This window comes from Nonomuraea sp. LPB2021202275-12-8 (genome assembly GCF_037044575.1).
GTDB lineage: Bacteria > Actinomycetota > Actinomycetes > Streptosporangiales > Streptosporangiaceae > Nonomuraea.
On record NZ_JBAHWD010000038.1, the window covers coordinates 71,360 to 88,907 of the forward strand.

Below are 17,548 nucleotides of genomic sequence, written 5' to 3' on the forward strand. Positions count from 1 at the left end.
AATGGAATGCATGTTTCAGTAAGTTTAGGAGGAGTCATGCCGGCGAACAAACGGATCCTGATCTCCGGCGCGAGCATCGCCGGGCTGACCCTGGCGTACTGGCTGGCCGGGTACGGCTTCCAGCCCGTTGTGATCGAGCGCGCACCTGGGCTGCGCACGGGCGGCAACGGGGTCGACGTGCGCGACCAGGCCGCCGAGGTAGCCGAGCAGATGGGCATCATGGGGCAAATCCGCGCAGCCACGACCGACGTTCAGGGGATCAAGTTCGTGAACGCCGCCGATCAGGGCGTGGCGCGCATCGGCTTCCCAAGCGACGGGGAGGTGGAGATCATGCGCGGCGATCTGGTGAGCATTCTGCACCGAGCGGCCGGCGATGCCGTCACGTACATCTTCGGCGATTCCATCAAGACGCTGGAGGAAACAGGCGATGGCGTCGCGGTCACCTTCGAGCACGGTCCCGCCCGCCGGTTCGACCTGGTCATCGGTGCCGACGGCCTGCACTCCACGCTCCGCAAGCTCGCCTTCGGCCCCGAATCGCAGTTCCTGCAGCACAGGGACCATTACTTCGCCTTCGCGGACACTGACGCGTCGGTGGGTGAGAACCGCTGGATGACGATGTACAACCTGCCCGGCAAGATGGCCGGGATCTACCGGTCGGGCAACCACACCCAGGCGAAGGCGTACTTCATCTTCCGCAGCGAGGAACCGATCGCTTACGACCACCGCGACGTCGAGCAGCAGAAGCGCCTGATCAGCGCGGCCTTCGCGGGTGAGTCGTCGTGGCGGGTCCGCGACCTGCTCGCCGGCGCACTCGCCGACCCTGATTTCTACTTCGATGCGCTGAGCCAGGTGCGGATGGCGTCGTGGTCGTCGGGCCGGACAGCGGTCGTGGGCGACGCCGCCTACTGCGCCTCGCCCGCATCGGGCGCCGGGGCGGAGCTGGCACTCGTTGGCGCCTATCGACTCGCCGGCGAGTTCGCGGCCGCCGACGGCGACCACGAAGTCGCCTTTCGGCGCTACGAGGAAGGCCATCGCGCGCTGGTGGAGCGGAAGCAGCAGATCGGCCCCAACCTCCGCCTCATGGTGCCCAAGACCCGCACCGGCCGATGGATGCGCGACGCCCTGATCCGACTACCACTGATGCGGATCATGACCGCAGCGGAGCGCCTCACCCAGTCCAAGGACTCCGAGCCCCTGCCCAGCTATCCGATCCCTTCTCCGGCAGTTAGTTGATCTCGGCGGGAAGGCCCTCTGAGGTGCTCAGCAGATTCCGGACATGCACGGCAGCGAAGTTCTCACCCCGCACCCAAACCCCGCCGGCTCCGAACCCGAGCCCGGCGACGAGACTCCCCCGCTGCTGCCGCCCGGCGGCATCGTTCACGATGAGCGGGCCGACGCCGAACTCCAGAGCCAGCGTCACGGCCGGATGCGGGACCGCCCGGTGGCCGACCACCGACATGCCACGGTCACGGAACCCGGCCATGCTGACACCGGCCACCCGGCTGGGCCGCGCCGGAGGTGCGACTGGCGCTGGTGTGCTGCGGGATCTACCTGGTGGTGCCGCTAGGGCTGGCGCTGGTGGCGTTCGCGGTGCTGCGGATCACCTCCGGACGTACCGCCGCCGGCACGCCGCAGGCCCGTGCCTGACGGACAGAAGGGGTAGTCCTGGCCATCAGGGTGCGACGACCGCCGCGCGTCGCCGGTCGTGCCTGGGGGGCGGCCGCCTTTGGGTCAGCCGGTCGCAGGCCGGTAGCGCAGCCACAGGACGCCCGATCGGTACGGGGTCGCGGCCACCAGCTGGAGGCGGACGGGGCCGACACCGTCGAAGATGCGAGGGCCTGTCGCCCACAGGGCGGGGTGAACCCAGAGCCAGAACTCGTCGACCAGTCCCAGGCGGGTGAGAGCGTGCGCGAGCTCTCCGGCACCGGAGACGATCAACTTGCCGCTGTGCGCGTTCTTCAGCTCGGTCACCGCCTGGTCGAGCTCGCCTTTGATGAGGGTGGCGTTCCATTCCAGCGGCTCCGTCAGCGTGCGCGACGCGACGTATTTCGGCATGGAGTTGATCCGGCCGGCGAAGCGCCCGACCGCCGGGTCTTCCGTCAGCTGAGGCCACGCAGCCGCCAGGCCTTCGTAGGTTTTGCGGCCGAGGACCATCGCGTCCGCCAGCACGAACTGCTCCAGCGAGGCGTCCGCGCTGTCGGCGTCGAGCACCAGCCAGTCCTCGGGCGAGGGCGACTCGAAGGCACCGTTGGCAGTGATGGCGTTGTGGACGATGAGCTGTCCCATCGTGGCTTCTCCGATCTGTGCGAAGGCGAGGGGGCGGGCTGGGTGAGCGCCCGGGAACGCAGGCGGGCGACCTCCGGCGGGGGACGGCCTCGATGAGGTGGACGGCCCTGCTCAGGTGCCCCTCCCCTTTCGTAGGGGTGGTGTCATGAACGCTAGAAGTGGGGGCGACCGGGCCGCATCTGTCGAACTACTGGCGCTGAATTGCCTGCGTACTTACCGGGCAGGGGCTCACAGGTCGAGCTGGGACAGCTCGGCGCGCCTGCTGATGCCCAGCTTCGGGTACGCCCTGTACAGGTGATGCCCCACGGTGCGAGGGCTGAGGAACAGCTGAGCGGCGATCTCGCGGTTGCTCAAACCGAGGGCGGCGTGTCGTACGACCTGTAACTCCTGCGGAGTGAGCAGAGCGACGCCGCCGACGGCCACCGGCGGGTCGGGAACGACACCGCCCAGCGCGGTGAGCTCGGTTCTGACGCGTCGATGCCAGCCATGCGCCGCGATACGCTCGAACGCGGCGAGCGCCTCCAGCAGCTCGGCCCGAGCCGAGGAGCGGCGGCGGTTGCGTCGCAGCCATTCTCCGTACGCCATCCGGGTGCGAGCCCGGTCGTACGGTCCGCATCCGTTGACGCCCAAGGACGCCTCGAAATGCTGCTGGGCGTCCGGCCCATCGCTGAGGAGCGCCTCGCATCGCAGGACGAGCGCGGTCGCCACCGGGCTCTGCGTCTGCTCCGCCCAGGTGGCGAGCCGGGGAAGATACCGCCGCGCACGCTCCGGGTCGCCGGCTCGTACTCCGGCCTCGACATGGTCGGGAATCGCCCGGATGGTCACGTCCCGGCCGGACGTGCCACCGCAGACGTCGTCGAGACGGTCGAGCGCGGCGCCGGAGTCGCCGGCCATGAGATCGATCAGGGCCAGTGCCCACCTCGCCTGGGCAGCCGCCATCGCATGGTGCCGGGGATCGTTCAGAACGAGGTCGGCCTGCTGGTGGGTGGCGGCCACCTCACCGCGAACCGCGGCGAGCCACGCCGAGATCGCGGTGAGCACGACCACCTGGAGATCCTGACCCAACTCGGCGGCCAGCGACACGGCTTCGGCCACGTTCGCGGCCGCGTCCCGGAACCTGCCGGAGACCAGCTGGGCAAGCGCGAGCGGCTCCTGGGCATAGGGCAGCCAGCCCAGCGCGCCCTGATCACGAAGCGTCGCGACGCGGCTGTCGAGCAGCGGCAGGGCGAGGTCGTCCGCGCCGATCAGCACGCCCATGTACCCGGCGGTAAGCCGCTCGACCGTTCCTTCCACGCTCTCCTTGTGGGCGGCGAGGAGCAGGTTGCGCATCGGCGTCACCGCCGCCTCGGTCCGCCCGCGCAACAGTTCGGTGAAACCCACGAGGCCGCTGGTCATCTCGGTGGGGCCGCCGCGGACGAGCCTCAACTGCTCCGCACATCGGCTGAGCAGGTCTTCGTCGGCCGCGTCCCGCGCGCACCAGGTCGCCTCGGCCAGCACGGCGACGGCGAGGACCGGATCAGCCGTGAGGACGGGCGTGGCGGCGTCGAGCGCGAGCGAACTCGCTCTGGCGGGCGAGCTGCGCTCGTAGGCGACCTGGGCCCGAACCCACCCCGCCTCGGCCGCCTCGCCCGGGTCCTCGGTCAACGCGGCACCGGCCGCGGCCAGCTCGGCCGCACGATCGAGCTGGCCGGCGTCGTACGCCGCACGTGCGGCGGCCACCAGACGCCTACCTCGGGCAGCGCGTCCGCTGCTCAGCTGCGCGGCCCGCTCCAGTGCCCGCGCCGCGGCCATCGGCCCGCCGCGGCCGACGGCACGCTCCGCTGCCCTCTCCAGCTCTGCCGCCGCCTTGTCGTCGATGCCCCCGGCAGCGGCGGCGGCGTGCCAGGCGCGGCGGTCGGCATCGCGCGGATCCGAGAGGGCGTCCGCCAGCGCCTGGTGCGCCTCGAGTCGCCGCGCGAACGGCGCCTCCTGGTAGGCGGCCGCGCGGATCAACGGATGCCGGAACTCCACGGCGTCGGACATCACCCGTACGAGGCGGCCGCGCTCGGCCGGCTCCAGGTCGGAAGCCTGCAGCCCGAGCCGCTGGGCGGCGGTCAGGAACGACCACGGCTCGGACCCGTGATCTGCGGCCGCGAGCAACAACGCCAGCCGGGTGCGCTCGGGCAGCGCGCGAATCTGCAGGCGGTAGTGCTCCTCCAGCCGTCCGACGGCCGCGAGCGGGGCGACCGGTGCCGGCGGCGTGCCGGCAGCGGCGGTGTTGGCCGCGAGCTCGACGATCGCCAGCGGATTGCCACCCGACTCCAGGAGAACCCGGTCGGCGATCTCCTTCGGTAAGGGGCCGATGGCGGCGAGAAGCTGAGCGGAATCCCGGCGATCGAGTCGCGGCAGCCGGATGTCGTCGATCCCGGAGGCGGTGAACGGCCGCTCGCCGTCCCGCACCGCGAAGATCGTCGCGATCGGATCGGCGTGGAGCCGCCGCACCGCGAACAGCAGAGCGTCGACGGAGGACTGGTCGAACCACTGAACGTCGTCGAACAGGCACAACAACGGTCGGTCCCCGGCAAGTTCCGAAAGCAGCGTCAAGGTCGCCGCCCCCACGATGAGCCGGTCGCCCGAGGCGGAACCCGTCCCGAACGCGGCGCGAAGCGCCTGTGCCTGTGATCCTGGCAGGGCGTCGAAGCGATGGAGGTCGCCGGCCAGCATCAACTGCAGGGCGGCGAACGGAATCTCGGCCTCGGACTCGATCCCGACCACACGGAGCACGCGCATGCCGTCGCCTATGGCGGCCGCGTAGTCGAGCAACGCCGTCTTGCCGATCCCGGCCTCGCCTCGCACCACCAGCGACCGGCCCCGGCTGTCCTTCGCATCCGCGACCAGGCGCACCAGCCGCGACCGTTCGAGGGAACGCCCCACGATCACCGTGACAGTGTAACCATCGAGCCGCGCCGACCGCGCTGTCGCTGTTACCGCGAATCCGCGCGGCATCGGTATCCCGCTTCCCGGCAACCTCATTGAGTCGGCCGCCTAACTCGCTATGCCGAACGGCGCGTGGGCCGCTATGGTTCTCTTGTAAGTCAGTTGACTAACTCACTTGAAGGAGCAAGCCTATGATCGTCACGACAGGTGCCAGCGGGAACGTCGGCGGCCAGCTGGTCGCCCTGTTGGCCGCCGCCGGCGAGCAGGTGACCGCCGTATCCCGGCGCCCCGCCGACCTGCCCCAGGGCGTACGGCATGTCCAGGTCGACCTGGACGACCCCGCCACCCTGAAGCAGGCCACCACCGGAGCAGACGCGCTGTTCCTGCTGGTGGCGGGCCAGGACCCGCAGGCCATCCTGGAGGCCGCCCGCTCCGGCGGGGTCCGCCGGGTGGTCCTGCTGTCCTCCCAGGGCGCGGGGACCAGGCCGCAGGCCTACGGCCACCCGGTCGCCTTCGAGGAGGCGGTCCGCCACTCCGGCCTGGCATGGACGATCCTGCGACCGGGCGGCTTCCACTCCAACGCCTACGCCTGGGCCCCCTCCATCCGCACCGGCCGGACCGCTGCCGCCCCCTTCGCAACCGTGGGCCTGCCGACCATCGACCCCGGCGACATCACCGACGTCGCCGCGACCGTCCTGCGCGAGGACGGGCATGCGGGCCGCACGTACACGCTGACCGGCCCCGCACCCACCACACCGGCCGAACGCGCGGCGGCGATCGGCGCCGCGCTGGGTGAGCCGGTGCGCTTCACCGAACAGACTTCCGACCAAGCCCGGGAGCAGATGCTGAACGTCATGCCCGAGCCCGTGGTGGAAGGGACACTGGCCATCCTGGGCACGCCCACCGAGGCCGAGCGGACGGTCAGCCCGCACGTCGAGCAGATCCTGGGCCGGGCTCCCCGCTCCTTCACCGACTGGGCCGCCCGCAACGTCACCGCCTTCCGATGAGGGAGGCGTTCCTCGCCGAGCCACGGGTGGCCACGTTGACCACGCTGCGCCCCGACGGCTCCCCGCACGTGGTGGCCGTGCGGTTCACCTGGGACCCGCGTGCGGGCCTGGCGCGGGTGCTGACCGTGGCCTCATCCCGCAAGGCCCGGAACCTGACCGCCGATCCCGGCAGCCGCGCCGCGCTCTGCCAGGTGGACGGCTTCCGGTGGGTCACCCTCGAAGGCTCCGCCACCGTGCACACCGACCCGGCACGTGTCGATGAGGCGGCCCGCCGCTACGCCGCACGCTATGCCGCCCCGCCGCCCAACCCGCCCGGCCGGATCGTCATCGAGATCGCGGTCGACCACACCATGACCCTCAACCTGTGAAGGACCTGCCATGCCTGTTCAGCGCGTACTGGATTCCACAATCGCCTACCGGGAGACCGGCTCGGGGACGCCGATGGTCTTCCTGCACGGCAACCCCTCCTCCTCCTACCTGTGGCGGAATGTCATCCCGGCGGTCGGAAGGGGCCGGCGTCTGGCCCCCGACCTGATCGGCATGGGCGAGTCCGGCAAGCCAGACATCGCCTACACCTTCGCCGACCAGGCCCGCTACCTGGACGCCTGGTTCGACGCGCTCGAGCTCGACGACGTGGTCCTCGTGGGCCATGACTGGGGTGGCGCGCTGGCCTTCGACTGGGCCTCCCGCCACCCCGGCCGGGTACGCGGGATCGCCGTCACCGAGACCATCGTCAAGCCGATGACCTGGGAGGAGTTCCCCGAAGGCGGCCGGGAGCTGTTCCGGGCGATCAAAACCGCGGGCGTCGGGGAGAAGATGCTCCTGGACGACAACCTCTTCCTGGGGCAGGGCCTGACGAGCGGCATCACCGCCCCGTTCAGCGCCGACGACCTGGAGGCCTACCGCAAGCCGTACCCGACACGGGAAAGCCGCCTGCCGCTGCTGCAGTGGGCTCGCTCGATGCCGCTGGGCGGCGAACCCGCCGACGTCGTGGCCCGCGTGGACGCTTACGACACCTGGCTGGCCGCCAGCGTGGAGGTGCCGAAGCTGCTGCTGGCCTTCGCTCCCGGCCCCGGCACGATGCTGCACCAGGACATGATCGACTGGTGCGCGGCTCACCTGGCCGGCCTCCAGATCCGCCAGTTCGACGAGGCCGCGGGGCACCAGACCCCAGAAGACCACCCCAAGCTGATCGCCACTGCGATCAGGACCTGGGCGGACGAGCACGGACTGTGGTGACACCAGCAGGTTGAGCGCCCCCACGAATGCCGCTTGACCTGCGCGGATATGGTTTCCAGTAGGAGCACGTTCAGGAGGTTGTCACATATCGGGGCGCTGTCTGGTCTGAGCTGGTGCACGGCCGGACGAGCCGGCCACTGTCCACGATTCCTCTCCTGCCCAACCCGTCAGGCGAAATCGGCCGCCGTCATGCCTGCCGGATGCCCGGGCGGCCACTGCACGAGCTCGATCCTGTAGCCGTCGGGGTCGGTCAGCCATGACGTCCGCATCCCCGGCCCCAGCTCCGCCGGCGGCTCGGCCGTGACGCCCCTGGCCGCGAGATCGGCCATCGTGGCATCGAGATCGTCCACCTGGACGACGAGGTGGTTGACGGCGCCGATGTCCTTGACCGGTCTCGCGGGATCGTGCACGAGCTCGAGGCTGACGAACGGATCGTCGGGCAGCTGGAGCATGGTCAGGCTGCCGAACTCCGTCTCGGGGACACCGCCTCGCTCGACGTACCCGAGCGCGGTGTAGAAGGCGAGCGAGCGCTCCAGGTCGGTGACCCGCAGCCCAAGGTGCAGCATGCGCATGCCCGGCAGACTAGTGCCACCCGGACGGGGGCACCACTCCCCCAGGGACCCTGGCGGCCGGGCCGGCAGCCGTCCGAGACTGCCGCCCGTCGCCTGGCCCAAAGCAGCCCCCCGCCTACGCAGGAGGTGGACGCACCGCAATCACCGCACGCGAGCACCGGTCCCTGTCGCGGGCGCGCGCCTACTTCGGCTGCCAGCGGCCGATCTTCTTGGAGCCGAGGCTCGCGCCGATGCGCGCGTAGAACCGCTGTGCCGCCACGTTGGCCTCAGCCACCTCCCAGCGGATCAGCTTTCCGTCGGCGGCTTCGGCGATGGCCTGCATCAGCTGCTCTCCCACGCCTTCGCCGCGTTCCGCAGCGGCCACGTACAGGTCGTCCAGCGCGAGGTAGTCCTCGCCGGACCAGAAGCTGATCCGCTGCAGCCAGGAAACGTAGCCGATGGCCCGGCCGTCCCGCTCGGCGATCAGGTAGGCGATCTCGGGGCAAGCGAGCATCCGCTTCAGGTCGGCGACGCTCACCGTGATGGCCGAAGCCTGGTCCTGGTGCTCGGCCAGCGCACGGATGAGGTCGTGCACGGTGGAGGCGTCATCGGGCGTGGCGCGACGGATCGCTATCACGGTGGTCCTTCCAGGTGGGGGTTCAAAGGAGTGGGTTGAGGTGGTGTGCTCTTCCAGGCGGGGGTCCACGATCCAGATTTGTACGGTACGGGGGTGAGGTATCACGCGTGTGCGAGAAACATACCCCGGATAGGTATGGCGAGGATAGGTGGGTCCGGGGGGAAGAGAACGTTCGGATGGTGAGTCAGCCGTGTTCGGCGTGCTGCCCGTGGTCGGTGACCTGCGCGTCGAACCAGGCGTGCAGCGCCGCGACCAGGGACGCGTCAGAAGTCGTGTAGCTGATCCGGGCGCCCGCGGGAAGCTCGGCGTAGCGGATGTCGATGCGGCTATGCCCCCGTTCGAGCTCGCGCAGACCCGGCATCTCACCGCCGTGGATGGAGGCGGGGTCGCCGTAGTCGCCCCGGCCGAAGCCCGCCGCCTCGACCGTCAGGTGCTCGCGGATCAGCGTGACCTGCTCGGCGTCGGCAGGGTCGTCGGAGGTGACCGTCTGCACGCCGCCGGTGGCGGACTTGGCGAAGCGGTGCGTGGTGCGCTCCAGGTCGAACGGCATCACCTGTCGGCCCCTGGCCGCGATCTCGGCCTGCCGGGCGGCCGGCGCCTGCTCGTCGCGGCCGATGAGCACGTACGCCGTCGTGGCGACGACGATGAGCGCGAGCGCTGCGACGAGCACCTGTACGCGTCGATCCTCACGTTTCATCCATGGCCTCCGTGAGGACGCTCAGGGCGCGCAGCACGTCGGCGCGTTCGCCCTCGGGAACACGGTCCAGAACGGCGGAGAACCGCTCTGCCCTTGCCTCGGCCAGCCGGGCTGCGGCCTTCATCCCGTGCGGGGTGAGCTGGACCAGCACGCCGCGCCCGTCGTCGGGCGCCGGGGTGCGTTCGGCCCAGCCGCGGTTGATGAGCTGCGTGACCAGCCGGCTGGTGGTGCTCTTCTCCAGCCGGAGCCGGTGCGCCAGGTCGCTCTGCCGCAACGCGCCGTCCCTGGCCAGCTCGCCCAGCGCGTGAGCCTCCGACACCGGGACGGGCTGCCCGCAGGGAGTCTGGTCCGGCTGGTGGAGGCCGAAGGCCCGCACGAACCGCGCCACGGCCTCCTGGAGTTCGCGATCATCCGACATGGTTCGACCATACAACTAGATAGTTGCATGGTGCAACCAGACGGCGTGACAAGCACGATCGCGCACGCTGGGCAGTCGCGGTCGGCGGACCATGTGCCGGACTGAGCGCCGTCGAGGACCTCTCGACGCGGCCGGACGACCATCACCGCCTCGACGCGGTACGTGCCCGCCTGCACGAGCGGGCGGGGCACCTCGGCATCGCCGCCGATCACCACACCCGCGCGGGTCCGACGTGGCCGTCATGCCCCTACCAGGAAGACCATGTGCGCCGGTTCGGTGACCGCGTCCATGAACCTGAACGGAAGTCGGCCGTGACCATCCGGCTTAGATCTGAGCCTTGGCCCCATCGGCGGTCGCCGCCGACCGGATGCTAAATCCCGGTGCCGGGATCGGTCAGGCGTCGCGGGGTTTGCCGAACTCTTCGATCAGCACGGGATACTGCTCCCCGCCGTGTCCGGCGGCGATCGAGCGGTCGGCCATCGCCTTGATCAACCTCGGCAGTTCGGCGTTGACACCGACCGCCTCACTCTCCTCGATCAGGTGTGCCATCGCCCGCGCGTCGGTCTCCAGGGCCGACACCTCGGCCGGGAAGGAGCCGCTGTCGATCTGCTCGGCATAGCCAGGCAACCATTCGGCCACAACGGAAGCGATCTGCTGCGCGAACGGCGCATACGTGCTTGGTGCCGGTTTGTCCTCTGAGGACATCGCGTACCTGCTGCCCTGTGCGGTCGGCGAGGCCCCGGAGCTGCTCGGGTGCCCCGAGTTGCTGGGCGCGATGCGGTCACGGCTCAAGCGTCTGGACGATCAGATGGACAGGCTCGCTCAATCCCGCGACGCTCTTGCCGACTACATTGACGCGGCCGATCGAATGGCCGGCGAGAGCTACCCACCCTTTGACGATGCTGACCAGGAGCCCGTCCCCGCCTGAGCAGTCGGGGGTGCCGGCTACGGCCCGAGCAGTGCCGACGGGACGGCGGCCGGACCCCACCATCGGCAAGTCGTGCGCCGACATCGGCCGCTTCCCGCCCTCAAGGGGGGTCCTTGCGTGGGGTGACCCGGGCGGACCGAACCCCGGTGCGAGCGGTGCGGTATTCCTCCACGACCAGGTCGGTGAGTTCCTTCACGGAGGTCCGGGCGGTCGGTTTGTCGAAGGTGATGCTGCCGTGCTGGAGGAGGTTGACCCGGTCGCAGACCTCCAGGACCTGGGCGTAGTTGTGGGCGATGATGATGACGGAGACCTCACCGCGGGATTTGAGATCGCGGACCAGGTCGAGGATCTGCACGCCCTCCTTCGCGCCCATCGCGGCCAGCGGCTCGTCCAGCAGGAGGATCTTGGAGCGGGAGTAGACGGAGCGCGCTACGGCGATGGCCTGGCGCTGGCCGCCCGACAGCTTGGCCACCTCCACATCCACCGATGGGATGTTGACGCCCATGTCGTTGAGGTGTTCGCGGGCCAGGCTGCGCATTTTGCGGTTGTTCAGGAGACAACCGAAGATCACCGGCTCGCGGTTCAGGAACATGTTGTGGTAGACGCTCAGCTCGTTGATCAACGCCAGGTCCTGGTAGACGGTGTCGATGCCGAGTGACCGGGCGTGGTCGACGGATCTGAAGGACACCTCCTCGCCGTCGAGCAGGATGCGGCCGGCGTCGGGCTGGTGGAAGCCGCAGATGATCTTCATGAGAGTGGACTTGCCGGCGCCGTTGTCGCCGATCAGGCCGAGCACCTCGCCCATGGCCAGGCGGATGTTGACGTCGCGGAGCGCGGTCACCGTGCCGAAGCGCTTGGAGACGTGCTCCACGCACAGTACGTCGACGGCGCCGGTGGAGTCGACGTTCGGAGCGGTCACGTCGTCTTGCCCGCCCTTCTCAATCGGCTCAGGTACACGTTGGCGATCATCGCCAGGAGGATCGAGCCTCCGAGGACCAGGAAGTACGGATTGGCGGAGATGCCGATCAGGTTGAAGCCGTTCTGGAGCTCGGCCAGCACCAGCGCGCCCAGGGCACCGCCGATGATCGTGCCGGAGCCGCCGGCGAGGGCGGTGCCGCCGATGACCGCCGCCGAGACAGCGGTGAACATCAGGCCGGTACCGCCGCCGAGGTTGGGGTCGATCGTGTGAATCCGGAAGGCCTCCATGAGTCCAGCGAAAGCCCCCAAAGTGCCCGCAATCATGAAATTTCCGATCTTGATGCGCCCTGTGCGGATGCCTGCCTCCTGCGCCCCCAGCAGGTTCCCGCCCACGGAAATCGTGTGCAGCCCCCACCGCGTACGCGTGAACAGCACGTGGAAGAACGCCACGATCACCAGCGCCCACGCGAGATGCGCCCAGCTGGCCGCCCCCAGCCACTGCCCGATCTGGTTGTCCACCGACGCGGGAATCTCGGCCGGATACGCGCCGGATGTCGTCAGCACGATCCCGGTCACCAGGTAGAAGGTGCCCAGTGTGGTGATGAACGAGGGCACCTTCAGCACGACCGTGACGAATCCGTTCCCCAGCCCGATAACCGTGCCGGTCAGCACGCCGAGCAGAATCGCCGGGATGGCCGGAAACCCCCAGTAGTCGATCGCGTAGTGCACCATGAACGGCGCCAGCGCCGCCACCACCCCGACCGACAGATCGATCTCGCCGCTGACCAGCAGCAGCACGATGCCGCAGGCGACGATGGCGCTGGGCGCGGCCGCCTGGGTGATGTTGACCATGTTGTCGCCGGTCAGGAACGCCTCGGAGGCCGAGGCGAAGTAGGCCCCCAGCGCCAGCGCCACGACCAGCACGGTCGCCTCGCGCCGCCGCAGGAAACCGTCCCTGATCCGCGGCAGGATCCAGGTCGCGCCGCGCCGCGCCCCGTGCGGCACGGGCCGTCCGGCCACATCCGCAGGCGCTGGCGACTCGCGGACGTCATCGCCGATGTCGGGCACCTCGCCCCTCCTCCACATGGATCGGATGGGTGTACGGCCTGCGCCCCACGCACCCCGCGGACGCAAGCCGTACGGCTGATATCCCGCTCGACGCTTCTAGGAGGCGTGAGCGATGGCCCCGGACCGTTCGATCAGCTTCTGGGCGGTGTCGGAGCCCTCGAAGCGGGTCTTGGTGGTCTGGTACGGCCCCACGGTGTCCTTGGTGACGAAGAGCAGACCGGTGTTGGTCTCCGACGGGAACAGCAGCCCGCCGGAGAGCTTGTACAGGTAGAGGGAGAGCACCGGCAGGAATCCCTGCAGGTACGGCTGCTGGTCGATGGTGTAGTCGAGATCGCCGTTCTTGATGGCCGTCAGCGTCTCGGGCACCAGGTCGAAGCCGCCGGCCACCTTGAGCCCCTTCGAGCGCATGGTGTACTTCTTGACGACCTGCCCGATCGACTGCGTCGATCCGGCGTCGACGGCGAGCATTCCGGCCAGGTCGGGGTGCCCCTGGGCGTACGCGTCGATGATCGACAGCCCCTTGGTGATGTCGGCGTTCGTCCCGACCGACTCGAACGTGATCGACTTGCCCGAGTCCTTGATCGCCTGCGCGGCGCCGTCGATCCTGGGCTGGATGTTCAGCGCGCCCGGGGTGGCGATGAATCCCACCACGTCGCCGGAGTCCACCTGCTGAAGTGCCCGCTGGCCCAGGGCGTACCCGGACTCGTAGAGTCCCTGTCCGATGTACGCCAGCCGGCTGGTCCCCTGGTCCTCGCGGGCGCCGTCGGCGTTGTAGGACACCACCGGGATACCCGCGTCCAGGGCACGGCTCACGGGCTCCTTGAAGGCCGCCTTGTCCACTACCGCCACCGCCAGCCCATCGGCCTTGGCAGAGATGGCGGTGTTGGTCGCGTTGACCATCTCGGCCACGATCGAGTCCTTCGACCCGGTCCACTGGAACTGGGTGCCGAGCAGCGCGCACGCGTCCTGGGCGCCGTACTGGGTGGGGGTGAAGAACGGGTTGGTGGTGACGTGGCAGACGAAGACGAACCTCCAGGCGGGCGTGGACGGGAAGTCGCCGGCGCCCGCCGCCGCCGCGGTGCCGCCTGAGGCGGCAGGCCTGTTCCCACCCGAGTCACTGGTGCACGCGCTGAGCAGCGCGGTGGCGGCGGCCGAGGCACTGACGAGGCCGGCCCCCGTCAGGAGGCGACGACGCGCGACGCGGTTCAGGTTGAGAGTGTCGAGGGCCTCCTCGACCTTCGGATGAATGTCTTTCATGATCCTGCCTCAGGAGATCGGCGGAGGGATGGACGTGTTCCTTGCACGCAGGTGTCACATCGTGGAGAAGGCGTAGATCGTCGTGGTCCGGTAGACGTCGCCCGGCCGCAGGACGGTCGAGGGGAAGTCGTCGTGGTTGGGCGAGTCCGGGAAGTGCTGCGACTCCAGGGCGAAGCCGGACCGCTTCGGGTAGAGGCGGCCGCCGGTGCCGCGCAGCGTGCCGTCCAGGAAGTTGCCCGAGTAGAACTGCAGGCCCGGCTGGTCGGTGATGACCTCGAGCACGCGCCCGCTGTCCGGCTCGACGACCCTGGCCGCCGGTTCGAGGCCATGTCCGCGGCCGTCGAGGACGTAGTTGTGGTCGTACCCGCCGCCTCGCACGATCTGCTGGTTCGTGCTGCTGATGCGCGCGCCGATGGCGGTGGGCTCGCGGAAGTCCAGCGGCGTGCCGCCCAGCCGGGCGATCTTTCCGGTGGGGATGAGCGTCTTGTCGACCGGCGTGTAGCGGGAGGCGTTGATCTGCAGCTCGTGGTCGAGGATCCTGCCGTCGCCCTCACCGCGCAGGTTGAAGTACGCGTGGTTGGTGAGGTTGACGATCGTGGGCCTGCTGGTGGTGGCGCGGTAGTCCATCCGGATCTGGTTGTCGTCGGTCAGCGTGTAGACGACCGTGGTGCGCAGCGTCCCCGGGTAGCTCTCCTCACCGTTCGGGCTGGTGTAGCTCAGCACCAGCCCCACGCTGTCGTGCCGCTTGAACGGGCGGGCCTTCCAGACCCGCTTGTCGAAGCCCTTGTCCCCGCCATGCAGGTGGTTGGGACCGTCGTTGGTCGCCAGCTGGTACGTCTTGCCGTCCAGGGTGAACCGCCCCTTGGCGACGCGGTTCGCGTACCGGCCGGTGATGCACCCGAAGTACGGACTCTTCTTGACATAGTCGGACAGGTTGTTGAACCCGAGCGTCACATTGGCGAACTCGCCCCCGCCGTCAGGGACCTCGATCGACTGGAGGATGCCACCGTAGGTGAGGATCCTCACCCGCATCCCGGTGGAGTTCCGCAGCGTGTAGATGTCGATCTTCTTGCCGTTGGCCAGGGTCCCGAACTGCTTCTTGGTGATGCCGGGCCCGCCGTCGGCGGCCTGCGCCGTGGGCCCGCCTGTCAGGCTCAGCGCAAGGGCGACCACGGCCACGAGGACAACCCTGACGGCCGTGGCGAATCTGTTTCGGGTGCGGGTGCTACTGGGCATGGACGATCTCCCTTCAGATGCGCTGATCCACGTCATCGTCGGCAGGTCGCGGACCGGCGACGCCGGACGGCTGGACGAAGGCGCGAGGGCGGGGCGGATGTAGCTGTTCGCAGGGCCATACGTCACCTGGCGAGGGGTTGTGGTCGCGTTGACATTTCCCCGAATCACGGAATGAAAACGATTGAGTGCAATCGTATTCATCATCGGTTACGTTCCCATCAGCAGGGGGTCGTGTCAACACCGGTCCACTCCGCAGAGAGGAGCCTGGCAATGAGGACCCATCCCAGGTGGCCGGCCCGGGTGGCCGCAACGGCGCTGCTGGTCGCAGCCGCCGCCTGCAGCCAGGAGGAGCCGCCCCCCGCGGCCGGCCCAGCGCCGGCCGCGACGACGACATGTGCCAGCAAGGGCGCCCTGACGATGTGGGAGCGCTCAGGCGGCAACAAGCAGATGGTGGACATGCTGGTCGCGGCGTGGAACACCAAGAACCCCGACTGCAAGATCAATTTGACCTACATCCCCCACACCGAGATGGTCGGGAAGATCGCCCAGGGTGTCGCCTCGGGCGAGGTGCCCGACCTGATGGGCATGGACCTGATCTACGCCCCGCAGTTCGAGAAGGAACAGCAGCTGGTCGACATCACCGACCAGGTCAAGGACTGGCCGGAGCTGAAGGCCGCCAGCAAAGGGCACATGGCCGTGGCGACGTACCAGAATCGGCTCTTCGGCGTACCCCTCTACGCGGACGTGTCCGCCCTCTTCTACAACAAGGATCTCTTCACCCGGGCCGGGCTCGATCCGGACAAGCCGCCCACGAGCCTGGCAGAGCTGCGTAGCTACGCCGACAAGATCACCGCGCTGGGCGGCGGCGTCAAGGGCTACTACCTGCCCGGCAACTGCGCCGGCTGCAACATCTTCACCGTCGGTCCGCTGATGTGGGCCTCCGGGGCCACCATCGAGGCGGCGGGCCCGGGAGACGAGCCGCTGGTCGGCGATGGCGTCAAGCAGGTGCTGCAGTTCACCCGCGACATGGTCGAAGCCGGCAACGTCCCCGAAGGAAGCCGCACGGAGAACGGCGAGACATTCCACCTCCAGTTCGGCTCCGGCAAGGTGGGCATGATGGGCACCGGCAACTTCAACATCACGCTGGCACGCCAGCAGAATCCGGAGATGAAGTTCGGCATCGCCCTGTTGCCCGGAGCCACACCGAATTCCTCGGCCTCCTTCATCGGCGGCGACCTGGTGGTGGTCCCCAAAGGGAGCAAGCGGGTCAACGACGCGGTCAACGTGATGAAGTTTCTGCTGTCCGACGAGGTACAGGTCGAGGTCTATGCCAAGGCGCTCAACCTCACCACGCGAACGGACATGGTGGAGAACAAGTACTTCCAGGCCGAGCCGCTCGTACGCGACGTGGCCAAGGCGCTCACGGTGGGCCGCACGCCGTACACGGTCACGTTCTTCGAGCAGATCAATTCGCCGCAGGGGCCGTGGCTGAAGATGCTGCAGCGCGCCTACTACGACGCCGACGACCTCGACACCGTCATCGCCGACGCCCAGAAAGAGATGAAGGCCATCGCAGGCCGGTCGTAGACCCGATTCCACCGGGCGGCTCGTCGCCCGGTGGACGCCTTACTCGCCAAGAGGAGCTGTCATGCGCCACGGCTCACGGCGCCGTCTGGTCGGATTCGCCTACCTGGCACCGGCTTTGCTCTTCGTGCTCGCCTTCACCGCCTATCCCCTGCTGCAGATGGCGTGGATGTCGTTGCACAACTGGTCCTTGCTGTCCCCGCCGACGTTCGTCGGGACGGCGAACTACGAGCGGGCTTTCGACGACACCCAGTTCTGGGTCTCCTTCCGCTTCACCCTGCTCTACACCGCGCTCATAACTCCGGTCCTCATCATCGGCGGCTATCTGCTGGCGCTGCTCACCGCCAGGAACACCGCTCTGCGCCGGCTCACCCGCACGGTGGTCTTCATCCCGGTCGTGATCGGGCTCGGGGTGTCGAGCCTGCTCTGGTACTGGCTCTTCAGCACCGATTTCGGTCTCGTGAACCGGGCCCTGCTCGATCTGGGGATCATCGACAAGCCCGTGCTGTGGCTGGGCGTGGACGCCGCCGTCTCCAACTTCGCGATCAGCGCCTCCGTGGTCTGGAAGGTGATCGGCTTCGGAATGATCCTTTTCGTCGCCGCGATCCAAGCCGTGCCGACGGACGTGGTCGAAGCCGCACTCGTCGACGGGGCGAGCCCCCGGCAGCGGGTCACCCGGGTGATCCTGCCGTTGACCCTGCGCACCGTCCTGCTGGTGACCCTGGTGAGTGTGATCGGCTCACTGCTCGCCTTCGACCAGTTCTACATCATGACCGCCGGTCAGCCGGGCAACGAGACGGCGACAT

At 68.9% G+C, this 17,548-nt stretch carries 21 protein-coding genes; 9 read left to right on the forward strand and 12 right to left on the reverse strand.

Translation table 11 applies throughout. The features are described from left to right. Nucleotides 1–36: 36 nt before the first annotated feature. Nucleotides 37–1,233 carry an FAD-dependent monooxygenase gene (locus V5E28_RS41290; protein ID WP_336215321.1) on the forward strand — a complete coding sequence of 399 codons (1,197 nt, stop codon included), beginning with the start codon at nucleotides 37–39 and terminating at the stop codon, nucleotides 1,231–1,233. Here V5E28_RS41290 and V5E28_RS41295 read toward each other — a convergent pair. Then, nucleotides 1,226–1,483: a hypothetical protein gene (locus V5E28_RS41295; RefSeq protein ID WP_336215322.1), complete on the reverse strand. Its 258-nt coding sequence runs from the start codon at nucleotides 1,481–1,483 to the stop codon at nucleotides 1,226–1,228. The two genes, V5E28_RS41290 and V5E28_RS41295, sit on opposite strands and share 8 nt — an antisense overlap. Before the next feature lie 35 nt (nucleotides 1,484–1,518). On the opposite strand from V5E28_RS41295, the gene V5E28_RS41300 reads away from it, so the two are divergent. Next, complete coding sequence (locus V5E28_RS41300) at nucleotides 1,519–1,647, forward strand: hypothetical protein (RefSeq protein WP_336215323.1); 129 nt, start codon at nucleotides 1,519–1,521, stop codon at nucleotides 1,645–1,647. Between the two features lie 84 nt (nucleotides 1,648–1,731). Here V5E28_RS41300 and V5E28_RS41305 read toward each other — a convergent pair whose 3' ends face one another. Beyond that, a complete protein-coding gene (locus V5E28_RS41305) occupies nucleotides 1,732–2,286 on the reverse strand; it encodes a dihydrofolate reductase family protein (protein WP_336215324.1) in 555 nt (184 codons plus the stop codon). Between the two features lie 228 nt (nucleotides 2,287–2,514). After that, nucleotides 2,515–5,205, reverse strand: coding sequence for an AAA family ATPase (locus V5E28_RS41310; protein ID WP_336215327.1), 2,691 nt, complete (start codon nucleotides 5,203–5,205; stop codon nucleotides 2,515–2,517). Nucleotides 5,206–5,393: 188 nt separating this feature from the next. Between V5E28_RS41310 and V5E28_RS41315 the strand changes: the two genes are divergently transcribed. The 3 genes from V5E28_RS41315 to V5E28_RS41325 are packed head-to-tail and all read left to right on the forward strand — an operon-like array spanning nucleotide 5,394 to nucleotide 7,448. After that, nucleotides 5,394–6,209 carry an SDR family oxidoreductase gene (locus V5E28_RS41315; RefSeq protein WP_336215328.1) on the forward strand — a complete coding sequence of 272 codons (816 nt, stop codon included), beginning with the start codon at nucleotides 5,394–5,396 and terminating at the stop codon, nucleotides 6,207–6,209. Beyond that, on the forward strand, nucleotides 6,206–6,577 hold the full coding sequence (locus tag V5E28_RS41320; protein WP_336215331.1) for a pyridoxamine 5'-phosphate oxidase family protein: 372 nt from the start codon (nucleotides 6,206–6,208) through the stop codon (nucleotides 6,575–6,577). The genes V5E28_RS41315 and V5E28_RS41320 overlap by 4 nt, the downstream gene beginning before the upstream one ends. Before the next feature lie 10 nt (nucleotides 6,578–6,587). Further along, entirely contained in the window at nucleotides 6,588–7,448 is an 861-nt protein-coding gene (locus tag V5E28_RS41325; RefSeq protein ID WP_336215333.1) for a haloalkane dehalogenase, read from the forward strand. 167 nt (nucleotides 7,449–7,615) lie between these two features. Here the strand turns inward: V5E28_RS41325 and V5E28_RS41330 are convergent, their stop codons facing one another. The 5 genes from V5E28_RS41330 to V5E28_RS41350 form a co-directional block, all read right to left on the reverse strand. Further along, nucleotides 7,616–8,020, reverse strand: coding sequence for a VOC family protein (locus V5E28_RS41330; protein ID WP_336215334.1), 405 nt, complete (start codon nucleotides 8,018–8,020; stop codon nucleotides 7,616–7,618). Between the two features lie 181 nt (nucleotides 8,021–8,201). After that, nucleotides 8,202–8,636, reverse strand: a complete 435-nt coding sequence (locus V5E28_RS41335) for a GNAT family N-acetyltransferase (protein WP_336215335.1) — start codon at nucleotides 8,634–8,636, stop codon at nucleotides 8,202–8,204. Between the two features lie 184 nt (nucleotides 8,637–8,820). Next, nucleotides 8,821–9,333: a hypothetical protein gene (locus V5E28_RS41340; protein ID WP_336215337.1), complete on the reverse strand. Its 513-nt coding sequence runs from the start codon at nucleotides 9,331–9,333 to the stop codon at nucleotides 8,821–8,823. After that, nucleotides 9,323–9,751, reverse strand: a complete 429-nt coding sequence (locus V5E28_RS41345) for a MarR family winged helix-turn-helix transcriptional regulator (RefSeq protein ID WP_336215338.1) — start codon at nucleotides 9,749–9,751, stop codon at nucleotides 9,323–9,325. The genes V5E28_RS41340 and V5E28_RS41345 overlap by 11 nt, the downstream gene beginning before the upstream one ends. A 393-nt stretch (nucleotides 9,752–10,144) precedes the next feature. Beyond that, on the reverse strand, nucleotides 10,145–10,456 hold the full coding sequence (locus V5E28_RS41350) for an imine reductase family protein (protein ID WP_336215340.1): 312 nt from the start codon (nucleotides 10,454–10,456) through the stop codon (nucleotides 10,145–10,147). On the opposite strand from V5E28_RS41350, the gene V5E28_RS41355 reads away from it, so the two are divergent. After that, nucleotides 10,440–10,679 (forward strand): hypothetical protein, encoded by a 240-nt coding sequence (locus tag V5E28_RS41355; protein WP_336215342.1) that lies wholly within the window; start codon nucleotides 10,440–10,442, stop codon nucleotides 10,677–10,679. The two genes, V5E28_RS41350 and V5E28_RS41355, sit on opposite strands and share 17 nt — an antisense overlap. A gap of 100 nt (nucleotides 10,680–10,779) precedes the next feature. Here V5E28_RS41355 and V5E28_RS41360 read toward each other — a convergent pair whose 3' ends face one another. The 4 genes from V5E28_RS41360 to V5E28_RS41375 all read right to left on the reverse strand — a co-directional run bounded on the left by V5E28_RS41360 (nucleotide 10,780) and on the right by V5E28_RS41375 (nucleotide 15,101). Then, nucleotides 10,780–11,598, reverse strand: coding sequence for an ATP-binding cassette domain-containing protein (locus V5E28_RS41360; RefSeq protein WP_336215343.1), 819 nt, complete (start codon nucleotides 11,596–11,598; stop codon nucleotides 10,780–10,782). Continuing rightward, nucleotides 11,595–12,665: an ABC transporter permease gene (locus V5E28_RS41365; protein WP_336215344.1), complete on the reverse strand. Its 1,071-nt coding sequence runs from the start codon at nucleotides 12,663–12,665 to the stop codon at nucleotides 11,595–11,597. The genes V5E28_RS41360 and V5E28_RS41365 overlap by 4 nt, the downstream gene beginning before the upstream one ends. Before the next feature lie 96 nt (nucleotides 12,666–12,761). Next, entirely contained in the window at nucleotides 12,762–13,922 is a 1,161-nt protein-coding gene (locus V5E28_RS41370; RefSeq protein WP_336215345.1) for a sugar ABC transporter substrate-binding protein, read from the reverse strand. 54 nt (nucleotides 13,923–13,976) lie between these two features. Further along, complete coding sequence (locus V5E28_RS41375; RefSeq protein WP_336215347.1) at nucleotides 13,977–15,101, reverse strand: aldose epimerase family protein; 1,125 nt, start codon at nucleotides 15,099–15,101, stop codon at nucleotides 13,977–13,979. A gap of 19 nt (nucleotides 15,102–15,120) precedes the next feature. On the opposite strand from V5E28_RS41375, the gene V5E28_RS41380 reads away from it, so the two are divergent. The 3 genes from V5E28_RS41380 to V5E28_RS41390 all read left to right on the forward strand — a co-directional run. Next, on the forward strand, nucleotides 15,121–15,261 hold the full coding sequence (locus V5E28_RS41380) for a hypothetical protein (protein WP_336215349.1): 141 nt from the start codon (nucleotides 15,121–15,123) through the stop codon (nucleotides 15,259–15,261). Between the two features lie 167 nt (nucleotides 15,262–15,428). Further along, nucleotides 15,429–16,745, forward strand: a complete 1,317-nt coding sequence (locus V5E28_RS41385; RefSeq protein WP_336215350.1) for an ABC transporter substrate-binding protein — start codon at nucleotides 15,429–15,431, stop codon at nucleotides 16,743–16,745. Nucleotides 16,746–16,806: 61 nt separating this feature from the next. After that, nucleotides 16,807–17,548, forward strand: a 742-nt coding sequence (locus tag V5E28_RS41390) for a carbohydrate ABC transporter permease (protein WP_336215352.1), incomplete at its 3' end; no start/stop codon positions are given.

Coding starts and splice junctions, on each gene's coding strand:
- V5E28_RS41290 (WP_336215321.1), top strand. CDS start 37: ATGCCGGCGAACAAACGGATCCTGATCTCCGGCGCGAGCATCGCCGGG.
- V5E28_RS41295 (WP_336215322.1), bottom strand. CDS start 1,483: ATGGCCGGGTTCCGTGACCGTGGCATGTCGGTGGTCGGCCACCGGGCG.
- V5E28_RS41305 (WP_336215324.1), bottom strand. CDS start 2,286: ATGGGACAGCTCATCGTCCACAACGCCATCACTGCCAACGGTGCCTTC.
- V5E28_RS41315 (WP_336215328.1), top strand. CDS start 5,394: ATGATCGTCACGACAGGTGCCAGCGGGAACGTCGGCGGCCAGCTGGTC.
- V5E28_RS41320 (WP_336215331.1), top strand. CDS start 6,206: ATGAGGGAGGCGTTCCTCGCCGAGCCACGGGTGGCCACGTTGACCACG.
- V5E28_RS41325 (WP_336215333.1), top strand. CDS start 6,588: ATGCCTGTTCAGCGCGTACTGGATTCCACAATCGCCTACCGGGAGACC.
- V5E28_RS41330 (WP_336215334.1), bottom strand. CDS start 8,020: ATGCGCATGCTGCACCTTGGGCTGCGGGTCACCGACCTGGAGCGCTCG.
- V5E28_RS41340 (WP_336215337.1), bottom strand. CDS start 9,333: ATGAAACGTGAGGATCGACGCGTACAGGTGCTCGTCGCAGCGCTCGCG.
- V5E28_RS41345 (WP_336215338.1), bottom strand. CDS start 9,751: ATGTCGGATGATCGCGAACTCCAGGAGGCCGTGGCGCGGTTCGTGCGG.
- V5E28_RS41350 (WP_336215340.1), bottom strand. CDS start 10,456: ATGTCCTCAGAGGACAAACCGGCACCAAGCACGTATGCGCCGTTCGCG.
- V5E28_RS41370 (WP_336215345.1), bottom strand. CDS start 13,922: ATGAAAGACATTCATCCGAAGGTCGAGGAGGCCCTCGACACTCTCAAC.
- V5E28_RS41385 (WP_336215350.1), top strand. CDS start 15,429: ATGAGGACCCATCCCAGGTGGCCGGCCCGGGTGGCCGCAACGGCGCTG.